Consider the following 15,522-nt stretch of genomic DNA (forward strand, 5'->3'; position numbering starts at 1 on the left):
TTAGTTATCATTCTTTTCCGGTAAGTAACAGATATTATAAACGCGCAGGTTTGAATTATTTTGAAAGCTTTGCTATCTTTGCAAGGTGAATAAAGTTGTCCTTCTGCTACTTTTCCCGGTACTCGTTTTTAATACCTCCGTTCGCGAAGTAATAAAGGCACCTCAACTTGTTCTTCACTTTTTACAACACCATCAGCTCAATGCTGAAATCAGTTTTATGGACTTTCTTGAAATGCATTACTTCGGGCATGACCTGGATGATCATGATGATGAAGAGGATATGAAACTTCCTTTCAAAAAAATTGATGGTCATCATATCATTTCAATCGGTGTTCCGGCAGAAAAATTTATTTTACTAAAAGCAGTATGCCTGAATATACATACCAGGAAAACTTTCAGTTACACCAATTCCTATACTAATCCTGCTTTCGGAAGCCTGTTTCGCCCACCCATTGCCATAGCTTAAAATTTATTGTTCAAATTTTTTCAGAACCATTTCCCATGGCTTCTGGATATGTCTGTTATTTTAATTTAAGTTATGATGTTAAATAAAATCATCGGTTTTTCCATCCGGAATAAACTGATTATTGCTTTGTTCGTATGCTCACTAATTGGCTGGGGTACTTACGAGGTTACTAAATTACCGATAGATGCACTTCCTGATATTACCGATAACCAGGTGCAGGTTATTACCGTTTCTCCATCATTGGGCGCACCGGATATTGAGCGCCTCATTACATTTCCCATTGAGCAAGCCTGTAGCAGTATTTCCGGACTTAAACAGATCAGGAGTTTTTCACGTTTCGGACTTTCTTTGGTTACCATCGTTTTCACTGAAGAAACCGATGTTTACTGGGCAAGGCAGCAAATTGCCGAACGCTTACAGCAGGTGCAGCAAGAAATTCCACAGGGTATAGGCTCGCCGGCAATGGCTCCTGTTTCAACAGGCCTAGGCGAAATATATCAATATGTAGTTCGGCCAAAAAAAGGTTACGAAGGCAAATTTAATGAACAGGAATTGCGTACCATTCAGGATTGGATAGTAAGAAGGCAACTTTTAGGTACGCCCGGAGTCGCGGAAGTATCTAGTTTTGGCGGCAGGCTGAAACAATACGAAGTTGCGGTGCGGCAAGACCAACTTAAAGCCTATGGATTAACCATTGCCGAAATATTCGATGCCCTCGAAAAAAATAATGAAAATACAGGCGGGGCATACATTGAAAAGGGACCAACTGTTTTATATATCCGAAGCGAAGGATTAACAACCAATCTGGCCGATATTGAAAAGATTGTGGTAAAAACGCTTGATAACGGAATGCCTGTTTTAATGGGCCAGGTTGCCAAGGTTCAGTATGGCTCGGCCATACGTTATGGCGCGATGACTTATAATGCCCAGGGTGAAGTTGCAGGTGCTGTGGTGATGATGTTAAAAGGTGAAAATTCTTCTGTGGTAGTAAAACGGGTTAAAGATAAAATTGCGAAAATTCAAAAAATGGTTCCCGATGGCGTGGTGATCGAGCCTTTTCTGGATAGAACAAAAATGGTCGACAATGCCATTAGTACCGTAGAGACCAACTTAATGGAAGGTGCGCTGATTGTGATTTTTGTTCTGGTGTTTTTCTTAGGGAATCTTCGTGCAGGCCTGATCGTATCCTCTGTGATCCCGCTATCTATGCTTTTTGCGATCATATTGATGAATAAGTTTGGGGTTGGCGGAAACCTGATGTCGCTTGGAGCGATAGATTTCGGTTTAATTGTAGATGGTTCTGTAATTGTGGTAGAGGCTATTCTTCACCGCTTTTCGCACAGTAAACACTTTAGGGCTATCGGTAAGATAGACCAAAACCAGATGGATAATGAAGTGGAGAAATCAACAGGATCAATGATTAAATCGGCAGTATTTAGCCAGATTATCATACTAATTGTTTACCTGCCTATTTTATCGCTGGAAGGCATTGAAGGTAAGATGTTTAAACCCATGGCCTGGACCATTGCTTTTGCTATTCTTGGCGCATTTCTCTTGTCCATCACTTATGTGCCGATGATGTCGGCCTTATGCCTGAATAAAACCATCAGCCACAAGAAAAATTTAACCGATAAGCTGATGGCATGGATAGAGAGAAAGTACCAACCCATCTTAAGTAAAGTACTCCGTTTTCCAAAAACCATTCTGGTCGTTACACTATCCTTGTTCGCTATCTCTATTTTTATAATGGGTACCCTCGGCGGCGAATTTATTCCACAGCTGGAAGAAGGCGATTTTGCAGTTGAAACCCGTTTGCTCACCGGTAGTAACCTGAACAATACGATTGAAACTACACAAAAAGCATCGAAAATTCTGTTGGATAAGTTTCCTGAGGTGCAAAAGATCGTAACCAAAATAGGAAGTGCCGAGGTACCAACAGATCCCATGCCCTTTGAAGCAGGGGATATGATGGTAATCTTAAAACCTAAAAAAGAATGGACTTCTGCTAAATCATTTCCGGAATTAAGTGCCAAAATGACCAAAGCGGTTGAAGTAATTCCTGGTATTACCGTGGGTTTCCAATTTCCGGTACAAATGCGGTTTAACGAACTAATGACTGGTGCAAGGCAGGATGTAGTTTGTAAAATATTCGGTGAAGACCTGGATTCGCTGGCTGGTTATGCCAAACGTTTAGGAACCATAATCGGTACCGTTAAAGGAGCTATCAATGTTTACGAGGAGCAGGTTACGGGAATGCCTCAGGTAGTAATAAAATACAACCGCGACGGAATGGCTAAATATGGCATAAACGTAGGCGATGTAAACCGGGTGGTTAATACTGCTTTTGCAGGTCAGGTAGCAGGTCAGGTTTATGAAGGGGAAAAACGTTTTGATATGGTGGTACGCCTTGACGAAGCAGCCCGGAAAAATATTAAAGATGTAGAAAACCTGATGGTTTTAACCAAATCCGGTAATCAGGTGCCTTTAAGTATGGTTGCTAATATTGAAGAAGTGGAAGGAGTTAACCAGATTCAAAGAGAAGATACCAAACGCAGGATCATTGTTGGGTTTAATGTGAAGGATAGGGATGTGCAGTCGATTGTAGAGGAACTACAGCAGAAAGCAGCTGCAAAACTTAACTTACCTAAAGGTTATACCATTTCTTATGGCGGCTCTTTTGAAAATATGACGGCAGCGAAATCACGATTGGCAATTGTAGTACCGATCGCCTTATTGCTAATTTTCTTACTCCTTTATTTTGCTTTCAGTTCTGTTAAACAAGGACTTTTAATTTATACCGCTATTCCACTTTCCGCAACAGGTGGCATATTTGCTTTATGGATCAGGGATTTGCCATTTAGTATTTCGGCCGGTGTAGGTTTCATCGCCCTTTTCGGTGTAGCCGTATTAAACGGAATTCTCCTGGTTTCAGAATTTAACCGGTTAAAAAGAGAGGGTTGGACAGATGTAAAAAGAATTGTCATCCATGCTACAAAATCAAAACTTCGTGCCGTTTTAATGACGGCATTGGTCCCATCACTTGGTTTTATTCCCATGGCCATCAGTACCGGTGCAGGCGGTGCAGTTCAAAAACCATTGGCTACAGTGGTTATTGGTGGTTTATTAATTTCTACGTTATTAACATTATTTGTTTTGCCCATGTTATACATATTATTTGAAAAGGGCTTTTCTTATTTCAAACCTAAAAATAAACTTGCGTTAACTGTACTCATCATACTTTTTGGAGCCTTAAATACGAATGCGCAGAAGTCCATCGGCTTAAAAGCGGCGTTAGATACGGCCGTTAAAAACAACATTTCGTTGCAGGTTGCCAAAACCAACGTTCAGTATTATCAGCAAATTGCCAAAAGTAGCTTTGACGCACCAAAAACAGCAATTGGTTTCGATTATGGCAAATTCAACAGTCTGGAGAATGACAATAAATTTTCTGTTGTACAAACACTCGATTTCCCGACTGTTTATGCAAGGCAATTTGCTACCCATAAAACAAATTTGCGCATCAGTGAGATTGAAGTTGATGCGCGCCAGCTCGACTTGAAAACCGAAGTGAAATCCGCCTACTACAGCCTTTTGTTATTAAGTGAAAAAGAGAAATTATTGCTTTGGGCCGATAGCGTTTATGGTGCATTTCTGGATAAATCTACCCAGCGTTTTAAATCAGGCGATGTGGATTTGCTTGAACTTCGTACTGCAGAAAATCAAAAGCAGCAAATTAACAATCAACTTGAGTTGCTTAAAACAGATTATACACTGATGCAAAACAGGTTTAAGTTTTTGTTAAACAGCAGTGAAAACCTGCAGCCGGAGGCTGATAGCTTGCTTTACGCCACAAGGCCTTTATTGAAACAGGAAGAGATCAACCATCCTTTACTAAAATTGGGAGAGGAACAGTTGGTATTGGCCAGACAACAGAAGGCCCTCGAAAAAAGTAAACTGCTGCCTTCTTTAAGTTTTGGTTATAATAACTCGAGTATTATTGGTTGGCAAACCAACAGTATTGGGGCAGAGCAATATTTCGACAAAAGTAAAAGGTTTTCTTCAATTAGTGTTGGGATCGGAATTCCAATCTTTTTCGGTGCGCAAAATTCCCGCATCAAAGCCAATGGCATCCTCATCCAACAGCGTGAAAAAGAATTGGCCTTAACAAAAAAAACTTTGGATAATAATTTAATAAACGCGGTTGAACGGTATAACAGGCTTGAAAAACTGATCGGCTCTTACCATAAAATCGCTTTAAGGAATGCTGGTGATATTTTTAGAACGGCATCTGATAAACTCAATGCCGGCGAGATTGCCTATCTGGATTGGGTGATCTTGGTTAACCAGTTTATACAGGTCAAAGCAGAATATTATGATAAAGTGCAGCAATTTAACGAAGCTGCGTTTGAAATTGAACGTATTACAGCCACAGATAAATAAGATAAAATGAGAACTCAAATATTAGCAGGATTGGTTTGCATGTCACTTCTAATGGCTTGCAGCAGTGCGGATAAAAAAGAAACCGTACAGGCAGAAAAACCTGTTGCAGCAAACACAGACGAGGTGCAACTTACCGAGGCACAAGTTAAAAATGCGGGGATTTTAACCGGAAAAATCACGCGAAAAACGATGCATAGTACCATTAATGTTAATGGTGTTGTAGATGTGCCACCAGAAAATACCTATTCCGTAAGTGTGCCTATGGGCGGCTATATTAAGAAAATGATTATGATGCCCGGAATGTTTGTCACCAAAGGAGCAGTGTTGGCTACCGTCGAAGATCAGCAGTACATCCAACTCCAGCAAGATTACTTAACTTCTCAAAACAGACTGAAGTTTTTGGCGGCAGATTATACCAGGCAAAAGGGACTAAATCAAACCAAGGCAACGAGTGATAAAATCTTTCAGCAAACTGAAAGCGATTATAATAATCAAAAAGTTTTGGTAAAAGCACTTGCTCAAAAACTGAGGCTAATTGGCATTAATCCTGAAATTTTAAATGAAAATTCGATCACCCGTAATATTAAAATTTATTCGCCCATTAGTGGATACGTTACAAAGGTTAATGTAAACACGGGCAAATTTGTTAACGCAGCCGATATTTTATTTGAATTAATTGGTCCGGGAGAATTACACGCAAACCTTACTGTATTTGAAAAAGATGCGGCCAGTTTAAAAAAAGGACAAGAAGTGATCTGCAACACGACAACAAACCCCGAAAAGAAATATATCGCTAAAATACATCTGATTACGCCTAATATTGAAGACGACCGGACTACAACCGTACATTGTGATATTCAAAATTCAGATCATAAACTATTACCAGGCTCATTTCTAAATGCGGCCATTTCTGTTGGCAACGAAACCGTTGATGCCGTGCCGGAAGATGCCATAGTTAAATGGGAAAATAAATATTACATTTTTGAGGAAGTTGGTAATAGGCTGTACAAAATGGTTCCTGTAGAAATTGGAACAACAGTGGATGGGTTTATAGAAATTAAAACCAATAAACAGCTGGGCAGTGTGGTGACAAAAAATGCTTATGCACTTTTAATGAAAATGAAAAACGGAGGAGAAGAGGGCGAATAACTTCGGTCTGAATACCAAATATTTAAGTATGCTGCACAATGCCTCAAAAAGATAAATGAAGCAATTGCAGCATATTTTTTTGCTTTTTGGGCATTGAATTTTAAAAACAAAATGCCTCATCTTAGCATAAATGATTGAAGCCGATTTATACCAATATTTACAATTTTATGCCGTTCTACTCTTAAACAAATAGTAACTTTGCATGTTAATTTAGCATGAGTGAATTTTTGAAGGAGTGAATGTGGTTTAAAATTACAATAACATTCTCTCAATTAACCATTCTCTCATTCTCTCATTTCAGAAAACATGAAGAAAGTAAAAGTTGGCTTAGTGCAGATGAGTTGTACTAAAGATAAGCAGGAAAATTTAGATAAAGCGATTACGAAAGTAAGGGAAGCCGCTGCAAAAGGAGCACAGATTGTGTGTTTGCAGGAACTTTTTACATCCTTATACTTCTGCGATGTTGAAGATTACGATAATTTCAATCTTGCAGAAGCTATTCCAGGTCCGTCAACCGATGCTTTACAGGTAATTGCTAAAGAATTGGGTGTAGTAATTATTGCTTCGTTGTTTGAAAAACGCGCTGAAGGTTTGTACCACAATACCACTGCTGTTTTAGATGCCGATGGATCATATTTAGGTAAGTATCGCAAAATGCACATTCCTGATGATCCGGCTTACTACGAAAAATTTTACTTTACCCCAGGTGATTTGGGATATAAGGTTTTCCAAACCAAATTTGCGAAGATCGGCATTCTAATCTGTTGGGATCAATGGTATCCTGAAGCATCACGCATTACCGCATTAATGGGGGCCGATATCATGTTTTATCCAACAGCAATTGGATGGGCTACCGATCAGGATGAGGAAACCAACCAGGATCAATACAATGCCTGGCAAACCATTCAACGCTCGCATGCTGTGGCCAATGGCGTTCCGGTGGTGAGTGTAAACCGTGTTGGCTTTGAACAAGATGGGGCAATGAAATTCTGGGGTGGCAGTTTTGCAACCAATGCACAGGGTCGGTTGCTTTATTTAGCATCACATGATCAGGAAGAAACCGAAGTTGTGGAGCTGGACCTCGATCAAAGTGATTTTATGCGCAAGCACTGGCCATTTTTAAGAGACAGAAGAATTGATTCTTACCAGCCGATTACGAAAAGGTATATTGATGGGGATTAAGCGGAAAGGTTAAAGACCAAAGCTTAAAGCGAACAACTATGGAGGATTGTTTATTTTAATAAACGTCCAAAATCGTCATTTCGAGCGAGTGAAACGGAGACGAGAAATCTAATCTTCAATTTTTATCAATAGATCTCTCCATTGCGCTGCGCTCCAGTCGAGATGACGAACATCCAAATCCATGGTTCGTGTCCTCACGAACCATTCATTTTATAAATTAAAATTAGATGTCAAACTTTCCGCCAAGAAAAGATTTAAATATCAATCAATTCGATTATTCACCTAAGCAGCAAGGTTATGCTTTCCCTGCTGAGTGGGCTAAACATGAGGCAACCTGGTTAAGTTGGCCGCACAAAGAGGCCAGTTGGCCGGGTAAGATTGAAACTATTTATGAGCCTTACTGTCAGTTTATTAAAGTGGTGGCTGAGGGCGAAAAAGTACGGATCAATGTAAAAGACGAAGAAATGAAAGCCTTTGCCATTGGCGAACTTCAAAAAGCAGATGCCGATTTAACGCAGATTGAATTTTATTTCAACGAAACCAATGATGCCTGGTGCCGCGATCATGGGCCGGCATTTGTGCTTAAAGGCAATGAAAAAGCAGTGGTAGATTGGGGTTACAACGCCTGGGGTGGTAAGTACCCGCCGTTTGATCTGGATGATGTAGTGCCAACTAAAATTGCAAAACATTTTAATCTGCCATTATTCAATCCCGATATTGTAATGGAAGGCGGTTCGGTAGAGTTTAATGGCGCCGGTACAGTTTTAACCACTACAGCCTGTTTGTTGAACGAGAACCGCAATCCACATTTAACCAAAGAACAGATTGAAAAGTACCTGCTTGAATATTACGGTCAGGATCAGGTATTATGGCTCGGCGATGGTATTGTAGGGGATGATACTGATGGTCATATTGATGATATTACCCGTTTTGTAAACGAGGATACCGTTTTAACTGTTGTAGAAAGTAATCCCTTGGATGAAAACTATATTTTATTACAGGAAAATTTGGAAGCGTTAAAGGCGATGAAATTAAAGGATGGCCGCCCATTAAATATTGTGGAGTTACCTATGCCCTCGCCGGTTATCTATGATGATACCCGTTTGCCAGCGTCTTATGCTAATTTTTACATTGCTAATGCGGCTGTAATTGTGCCTGTGTTTGATGATGTGAACGACCAAAAAGCTTTAGATATTATCCAGGGCTGTTTCCCCGATCGCAAGGTGATTGGAATTAACTCAGTCGATATTATTTGGGGATTGGGAAGTTTTCACTGTTTGAGTCAGCAGGAACCGGCGGTATAAGTTTTGAGTTTGCAATTTTAAGTTTCCAGTCTTTAGCAATTCAGCAGTTAACAATTTATATCCAATCCGATTGTCATCCTGAGCCTGTCGAAGGACTTTCGGTAAGCTCAACTTGAGAACATCAGCAAGGAATATTTTTATTAACTTTATGCTTCTAAAGATTGCTAATGATTAGGATACATAATTATTTTGTCTACATTCTGGAGTGTGCGGATAAAAGTTATTATGTAGGTGTTACAAATGATTTGGAAACCAGACTTATTCAGCATAATGATGGAGAAAATGATCTAGCTTATACTTTTTCCAGGAGACCAGTCATTTTGAAATATTACCAAAGATTTGACCAAATAGAAGATGCTATTAATTTCGAAAAACAAGTTAAAGGTTGGGGCAGAAAGAAAAAAGAAGCTTTATTCGAAGAAAATTGGAATGAAATTATAAGATTATCAAACTATAAAAATAAATAACAGATGAGTCTTCGACAGGCTCAGACTGACAAACAATAATACTAAATGAAATTACTAGAAGGAAAAACAGCATTAATTACCGGCGCATCAAAAGGAATCGGTCGTAAAATAGCGGAGAAATTTGCAGAGCAAGGTGCTAATGTAGCATTCACCTATTTATCATCAGTAGAAAAAGGCGAAGCTTTGGAGCAAGAATTACAAAGCTTTGGTACCAAAGTTAAAGGTTATCGTTCTGATGCTTCCAAATTTGATGAAGCTGAGCAATTGATCAGTGATATCGTGGCAGAATTTGGAGCCATTGATATTGTAGTAAATAATGCTGGTATTACCAAAGATGGTTTATTAATGAGGATGAGTGAAGAGAACTGGGATGATGTAATCAACGTCAACTTAAAATCGATCTTTAACGTAACTAAGGCAGCATCTAAAGTGATGATGAAAGCCCGTAAAGGTGTTTTCATTAACATGAGTTCGGTAGTTGGTGTTTCAGGCAATGCTGGTCAGGCTAATTATGCCGCTTCTAAAGCTGGTATTATCGGTTTTACCAAATCGGTAGCTAAAGAACTGGGATCGAGAAATATCCGTGCTAACGTGGTTGCGCCAGGCTTCATCCGTACCGAAATGACAGATGTTTTAGATCCTAAAGTAGTTGAAGGTTGGGAAAAAGATATTCCGTTAAAACGTGCCGGCGAAACCGAAGATATTGCAAATGTTTGCGTGTTCCTGGCTTCAGATATGAGTGCTTACGTAACCGGACAAACCTTATCGGTTTGCGGTGGAATGCTCTAAGAGGTGTAAGGTTTAAGACTTAAGACGGAAGGTTTAGTTCAACAAGCGATAAAAAAGAGGCTGTCTCAAAATACACGAGACAGCTTTTTTTTGTGTTTAAATAATTCTGTGTGTTATTTGTTCATTGCTGGCTAGAAATGTTTATTGAGCTATCAATTTGTTAAAAAACATCAAAAGCGAGCCTTTTATGCTGCTTTTTTTCTGATATTCTGTGCGATTGCCAGTAATCCCCATTCTATTGCCACTTTTTCCTTGCCCCGGAGCATGAAGCGGCGGAACCCGTGGTTCTGCTTAATATTCCCGAAGACTGGTTCTACATCATGACACCTCTGCTTTCGTTTCCCGATTCCCTTGTCACTGTTGAGTAGCCGGTATGCTTTTGCTTTATGCCGCTTTAGGTTCTCGTTGACCTCTATGATCCTATCTCCCTGGGATTTGTGGCAGGCACCGTTGAGTGGGCAGGCAACGCAGTTCTTTGCCTGGTACCTTTTGCTGGTCTGCTCAAAACCGGTACTTGTTTTTCTCGTGCTGTCTCCGATATAATGCATTTTTTGGCCCATCGGACATATATAACAGTCCTGCTCCTGATTGTAGAATAACCTGTCCCGGGCAAATGGTTTTTTTTTGTTGTGGGCTTCACTCTGCTCTTTATCGAACATGCCATATTTTACATAGGCTTCAATCCCGTTCGCTTCCAACAGCTCATAATTCTCCTCGCTTCCGTAGCCTGCATCTGCGGTAAGGGTTTTCAGGGTTCTGCCAAAACTGGCCTCATGCTGTTCAAGATGTTCCTTTAAAGTGGTGGTATCAGTGGGATTGGGGTGAATGGTATAGTTTACGATGAACTGGTTGGAGGTTGATATCTGTACGTTGTAACCTGGTTTGAGCTGTCCGTTGCGCATGTGGTCTTCCTTCATGCGCATGAAGGTCGCATCCTCATCGGTTTTGCTAAAGCTGTTCCGGTTCCCCAGTATTTCTTCTTTACGTTCATATTCTGCCATCTTTTCCGGATATTCCCTGGTTACATATTTCAGCTTCGCTTTGACCTTTTTGTCCAGACCGGGTTTTTCTGACAATACCGCATTGAGCGTATCCACCGTCTGCTGTACCTTTTGGGTATCAATATCGGTAAAATCCGGTGGTTCGGGCAAGCCGTCTTCCATCTTGGCAACGCTCTGGGCATATTGCCAGATTTCACCCAGGGCTTTCTTCATCTTTTCCTTATTGGTCTGGATGGCCTTTTTCCATACAAAAGTGTATTTATTGGCATTGGCCTCTATCTTGGTGCCGTCGGTATAAACTTCTTCAATGCTCAACAGGCCTTCGGCAGCCAACAGTTTTACCACCTCCTCGAATACGCTGCGAAGGCTTTCCTTAAGGCGGGCGCCACGGAAACGGTTGATGGTATTGTGGTCGGGATAGCTCATCCCGCTCAGCCACATAAAGTTGATGTTCTCCCTGCAGGCCACCTCCAGCTTTCTGCTGCTGTATACATTGCTTAGATAGCCATATACCAGAACCTTCAACAGCATTTGTGGATGATAGCTTGAAGCACCCTTAATCTTGTAAGCATTTAAAAGCCCCTGGATATTGATCCGGTTGATGACGTCGTCTACAATCCGGACAGGATGGCCTTTCGCCACGAGCTCATCAAGCGTGGGCGGAATAGCCATGATCTGGCCCTGGTAATAAGGCTTGAAAACAGGTTTTTGGACAGCCATAAATCTCAATTATTTATATATAAATATCTGAAATTCAATTCAATAAAGCAAGATTAACCGACAAAAAGTGTACTTTTTATCCAAACAAAAGAGGCTGCCTTTTTGAGACAGCCTCTTTTTTTGTTACTTCACAACATATTTTCCCTTCACTTCACTTACATCGGCTTGATTTTTATTCTTCTCAAAAGCTAAATAGCCAGGTTGTAACGATGTCCAGAAACTGGCCTGATCAGGAAATTGCTTTGAATACTTTTTTAAGTTTCCATTGGTCATTTTGAAGGGATAAATGTTTACCGGAATCTTTTCCTGACCAGCGTTGCTTGCCTCAACGCCTAGAATATACACTTCTTTAATTTTTTCGTCCGTTAGCGGAATGCAACCAACCGTAACACAATCGCCATGGATGTAAATATCACTTCCCGGTTTTCGGCCTTTTCCAGTTCGAGCATCATCTATCGTATTCGGATAATTTATACCCATTGATAAATGAAATTTGCTCATCGGGTTGAAAACATTGATGTAATAAAATCCTTCAGGTGTTTGTCCGTCTCCTTCCACTACTTTTGGCCCCAGTGTACCCGAATGTGCACAAAAATCATAAGTGCGGAATAATTTGTAGTTTTTATCGGTATTAGCCTTTAACCAAACTTCCAGTTTACCTTCACTTTTATAAGCATTGATTACCATCGAAAATTGATCACCAAAACCTTCAGCAAGGATAAATTTTCTTAATGTTTCCCACTTTTCGCTGTATGCCTTTTCTACTCTTTCAAATTTGATTTGAGTAGCTTTGAAATTATTTTGGGCATTGACCATAAAGCTTAGAGATAGCAGTAACGTTAAAAAGATTAATTTCATAAGATCGATTTGGTTTTAAAGATAGGTAATTAACCACAGAGCATATAGCGTTCTCTTTTTTACCACAAAGGTCACAGAGAAAAGACGCGAAGCACACAGAGTTCGGTGCTTAAAAAGGTTTAGATACTCCATGATCCTCAGTGTACTCGGTGGTTAAACGAATGGTGTTTTAGCTTTAGCATAATTCTTTATGATTAACAACCTTGAAAATTTACCTAAAATTACCATCTTTATGAATTATGAATGTTTTTTTTTCAGGGGCTTCTATTTTGTCTTTTCTGGGTTGCCTGGCATTAGGCATACTCTATGCCTGGTTGCTTTATCGCGGTAATAAAAATCTGGATAAAAAACTTCAATATGGTTTGGCTGCGTTGAGGATTGTGGTTGTTACTACAATTTCATGGTTCCTGTTTGCACCACTCATTAAAACCTTAAATTATACTTTAGATAAGCCTGTAATCATCATCGGACAGGATAATTCACTATCAGTTGGTCAGGTTAAAGCAGCAGGTTTCGATCAAAAGCAATACGAACAAAATCTTGAAAGGTTAAGGGATAAACTCGCAGGTAAATACGAAGTAAAAGTCCTTCATTTTGGCGATCAGGTTGCTGATGGTTTCGACTTTAAAAACCAGGGGAAATTGACCGATGCTTCTGCATTTTTTCAGAAAATCAGAGATGAATATACCAACCGCAATGTCGGGGCAGTTGTTTTGGCCACTGATGGGATTTTTAACCATGGTGGCAACCCATTATACAGCGTTAATCAGATCAATGCACCAATTTACACCATTGCGCTGGGTGATAGTATTCCCAGGCGCGATGTATTGATCTCGAATGTAAATTACAATAACATTGTATATCTGGATGATGATTTTACGGTCGAAGTACAGGTACAGGCTTTTCAAAGCAACGGTGAAACCACATCATTAACCATTAGCGAAAACGATGCAAAGATAGCGCAACAGAATATCTTGATTAATGCCGCTTCTTTTGTTAAAACCATTCCGGTAAAGCTCCATGCAGGCAAAATCGGTGTGCAGAAGTACACCGTACAATTAGGCGCTTTAGAAAATGAAATTACCACGCAAAATAACATTCAGACCTTTTATGTAGAGGTTATTGACGGCAGGCAGAAAGTATTGCTTGCTGCTGCTTCACCTCACCCCGATCTGGGCGTTTTAAAAGAGGCTATTTCGCTTAATAAACACTACGAAGTTAAACTTACCCTTGCAGATGATTTAAATGCAACAGATCCATCTAAATTTGATTTAATTGTTTTGTATCAGTTGCCCGATGTGCAGAATATCTCTTCAGTCTTTTTAAAGAAATTCAACGCATTAAAGAAACCGGTCTGGTACATTGTAGGGGCACAGAGCAATGTAAATGCTTTTGATCAGATCCAAAATCAAGTTAATTTGAGCTCCGCCAATGGTTCTGTTCAGGAAGTATATGCCGATTTTGCCAATGGTTTTACCAGTTTCAACCTGACGGATGAGGATAAAAAGCAGGTTTCATCTTTCGATCCTTTACTGAGTCCCTTTGGCAGGTTAACCGCAAATTCAGGGGTTACACCAGTTTTTAACCAACGCATTGGTAAAGTGAGTACGCAGAACCCATTGCTGTTTTTTGCAAACGAAAACGGCTTAAAAACCGGTTATTTAATGGGCGAGGGGTTATGGCGATGGAAACTTGCTGAAGCTGAAAACGAGGCGCCAAAATCCGTTTTAAATGATCTGATTTCAAAAACTGTTCAATACCTTTCTGTTAAAGATGATAAACGCAGGTTTAAGGTTTTTACTGCTAAAGCCGCTTATGATGAAAATGAAAGCATCCAGTTTAATGCAACACTTTATAACGACAGCTACCAGGCGGTTAATGAGCCCGAGGTAAATCTGCAGGTTAAAAATGAAGCAGGAAAGCTGTTCAATTATACTTTCTCCAAAACGGAAACGGCTTATCAATTGGATGCAGGTACCATGCCAGCTGGTAGTTATTCGTATGTGGCCAATACAGCACTCGGCGGAAAGAAATACACGGCTACCGGTAGTTTTCATGTAAACGCTTTAATTGCTGAATACCAGCAAACAACAGCCAACCACCAGCTTTTAAATACCATGTCTAGACAAAGCAATGGTAAATTGTTTATGCCCGAAAACCTGCTTAAAATAGCTGATGAAATACTGAAAAATGAGAACATCAAAACCATCAGCTATGAAGAACGTAAGTACGATGAACTGATTAATATGAAGTGGCTGTTTGGTTTAATTATGATCTTGCTCGGAACCGAGTGGTTTTTAAGGAAAAGAAACGGGGAACTCTAAGTTTGGAGTTGGGTGTTGTGAGTTTGGAGACTCAGAACTCCGAACTATATATGCTATCCATAGAAAGGCGGTAATACCCGGCACCATTAAACATAAGGTACTTGTGACACCACGGAAAGGAAAAGGAATAGGGAGCTTTAAGTTTGGAGACTCAGAACTCCGAACTGAAAACTCCAAACTGAGTTAGTGCCATTCATCCCGGTAAACAAACTTAGGCATATGCCATTCGAAACGGATAGAAAGCAGTCTCAATGTTAAACCCACTATGGCAGCAACAACAGTTGCAAGCATTTCGGATCCATGAAAATGTTCGATCCCGATGTAAACAGAGCCGGTAACAATTGCGGCACTGGCATAAATCTCTTTGCGGAAAAGAAAAGGCACTTCATTGCAGAGTACATCACGAAGCACGCCACCTGCACAACCGGTGATCATTCCGCTAAAAAGTACAATCAAATAAGGTAAATGAATCTGTTGCGCTACCTGGCACCCGATAATGGTAAACACCACCAAACCCAAAGCATCCAGGTAAAGAAAAAGTTTTTTGAGCCTGGTCATGATCGACGCAATAAAAGCAGCAAATAAGGCCGCCGCCGCGGTAATCACTAAATACTCGGGATGTTCTACCCAACTCATGGGGTAATGTCCAAATAATACATTTCTAACCGTTCCGCCACCCAGAGCCGTAACCCAGGCAATAATACAAACGCCAACCCAATCCATATCGCGCCTGCCGGCAGATAATGCAGCAGTCATGGCCTCGGCAGTTATGGCTATAATGTAGAGGATATGGAGCATTCGAATGTTTAAAGGTTTAATCGG

11 protein-coding genes are annotated in these 15,522 nt (G+C 40.3%); 8 read left to right on the top strand and 3 right to left on the bottom strand.

The window, feature by feature from the left end; all coding sequences use genetic code 11:
* Window positions 1-85: 85 nt before the first annotated feature.
* The 7 genes from DV942_RS18975 to fabG all read left to right on the top strand — a co-directional run bounded on the left by DV942_RS18975 (window position 86) and on the right by fabG (window position 9,797).
* Complete coding sequence (locus tag DV942_RS18975; protein WP_145860171.1) at window positions 86-466, top strand: hypothetical protein; 381 nt, start codon at window positions 86-88, stop codon at window positions 464-466.
* A gap of 72 nt (window positions 467-538) precedes the next feature.
* Complete coding sequence (locus tag DV942_RS18980; protein WP_244950743.1) at window positions 539-4,906, top strand: CusA/CzcA family heavy metal efflux RND transporter; 4,368 nt, start codon at window positions 539-541, stop codon at window positions 4,904-4,906.
* 6 nt (window positions 4,907-4,912) lie between these two features.
* A complete protein-coding gene (locus DV942_RS18985) occupies window positions 4,913-6,055 on the top strand; it encodes an efflux RND transporter periplasmic adaptor subunit (protein WP_145860173.1) in 1,143 nt (380 codons plus the stop codon).
* Between the two features lie 306 nt (window positions 6,056-6,361).
* Window positions 6,362-7,237, top strand: a complete 876-nt coding sequence (locus DV942_RS18990) for a carbon-nitrogen hydrolase (RefSeq protein ID WP_145860175.1) — start codon at window positions 6,362-6,364, stop codon at window positions 7,235-7,237.
* 227 nt (window positions 7,238-7,464) lie between these two features.
* Window positions 7,465-8,541, top strand: coding sequence for an agmatine deiminase family protein (locus DV942_RS18995; protein WP_145860177.1), 1,077 nt, complete (start codon window positions 7,465-7,467; stop codon window positions 8,539-8,541).
* 167 nt (window positions 8,542-8,708) lie between these two features.
* Window positions 8,709-9,008, top strand: coding sequence for a GIY-YIG nuclease family protein (locus DV942_RS19000; protein WP_244950744.1), 300 nt, complete (start codon window positions 8,709-8,711; stop codon window positions 9,006-9,008).
* Window positions 9,009-9,053: 45 nt separating this feature from the next.
* On the top strand, window positions 9,054-9,797 hold the full coding sequence (gene fabG, locus DV942_RS19005) for a 3-oxoacyl-[acyl-carrier-protein] reductase (RefSeq protein WP_145860179.1): 744 nt from the start codon (window positions 9,054-9,056) through the stop codon (window positions 9,795-9,797).
* A gap of 185 nt (window positions 9,798-9,982) precedes the next feature.
* Here the strand turns inward: fabG and DV942_RS19010 are convergent, their stop codons facing one another.
* Both DV942_RS19010 and DV942_RS19015 read right to left on the bottom strand, forming a co-directional pair.
* Window positions 9,983-11,518 carry an IS1182 family transposase gene (locus DV942_RS19010; protein ID WP_145855352.1) on the bottom strand — a complete coding sequence of 512 codons (1,536 nt, stop codon included), beginning with the start codon at window positions 11,516-11,518 and terminating at the stop codon, window positions 9,983-9,985.
* A 123-nt stretch (window positions 11,519-11,641) separates the two neighbouring features.
* Complete coding sequence (locus DV942_RS19015; RefSeq protein ID WP_145860181.1) at window positions 11,642-12,376, bottom strand: L,D-transpeptidase family protein; 735 nt, start codon at window positions 12,374-12,376, stop codon at window positions 11,642-11,644.
* Between the two features lie 239 nt (window positions 12,377-12,615).
* Here DV942_RS19015 and DV942_RS19020 point away from each other — a divergent pair, with 239 nt between their 5' ends.
* Entirely contained in the window at window positions 12,616-14,700 is a 2,085-nt protein-coding gene (locus DV942_RS19020) for a hypothetical protein (RefSeq protein ID WP_145860183.1), read from the top strand.
* A 183-nt stretch (window positions 14,701-14,883) separates the two neighbouring features.
* Here the strand turns inward: DV942_RS19020 and DV942_RS19025 are convergent, their stop codons facing one another.
* A complete protein-coding gene (locus DV942_RS19025) occupies window positions 14,884-15,498 on the bottom strand; it encodes a trimeric intracellular cation channel family protein (RefSeq protein WP_145860185.1) in 615 nt (204 codons plus the stop codon).
* Window positions 15,499-15,522 lie beyond the last annotated feature (24 nt).

The sequence above is a fragment of the Pedobacter suwonensis genome (assembly GCF_007833675.1).
Classification (GTDB): domain Bacteria; phylum Bacteroidota; class Bacteroidia; order Sphingobacteriales; family Sphingobacteriaceae; genus Pedobacter; species Pedobacter suwonensis.

Excerpts from the sequence above, each read along its gene's own strand:
- DV942_RS18995 (WP_145860177.1), top strand. The coding sequence starts at position 7,465 with ATGTCAAACTTTCCGCCAAGAAAAGATTTAAATATCAATCAATTCGAT.
- DV942_RS18985 (WP_145860173.1), top strand. The coding sequence starts at position 4,913 with ATGAGAACTCAAATATTAGCAGGATTGGTTTGCATGTCACTTCTAATG.
- DV942_RS19025 (WP_145860185.1), bottom strand. The coding sequence starts at position 15,498 with ATGCTCCATATCCTCTACATTATAGCCATAACTGCCGAGGCCATGACT.
- DV942_RS19020 (WP_145860183.1), top strand. The coding sequence starts at position 12,616 with ATGAATGTTTTTTTTTCAGGGGCTTCTATTTTGTCTTTTCTGGGTTGC.
- fabG (WP_145860179.1), top strand. The coding sequence starts at position 9,054 with ATGAAATTACTAGAAGGAAAAACAGCATTAATTACCGGCGCATCAAAA.
- DV942_RS18990 (WP_145860175.1), top strand. The coding sequence starts at position 6,362 with ATGAAGAAAGTAAAAGTTGGCTTAGTGCAGATGAGTTGTACTAAAGAT.
- DV942_RS18980 (WP_244950743.1), top strand. The coding sequence starts at position 539 with ATGATGTTAAATAAAATCATCGGTTTTTCCATCCGGAATAAACTGATT.
- DV942_RS19000 (WP_244950744.1), top strand. The coding sequence starts at position 8,709 with ATGATTAGGATACATAATTATTTTGTCTACATTCTGGAGTGTGCGGAT.
- DV942_RS19010 (WP_145855352.1), bottom strand. The coding sequence starts at position 11,518 with ATGGCTGTCCAAAAACCTGTTTTCAAGCCTTATTACCAGGGCCAGATC.
- DV942_RS19015 (WP_145860181.1), bottom strand. The coding sequence starts at position 12,376 with ATGAAATTAATCTTTTTAACGTTACTGCTATCTCTAAGCTTTATGGTC.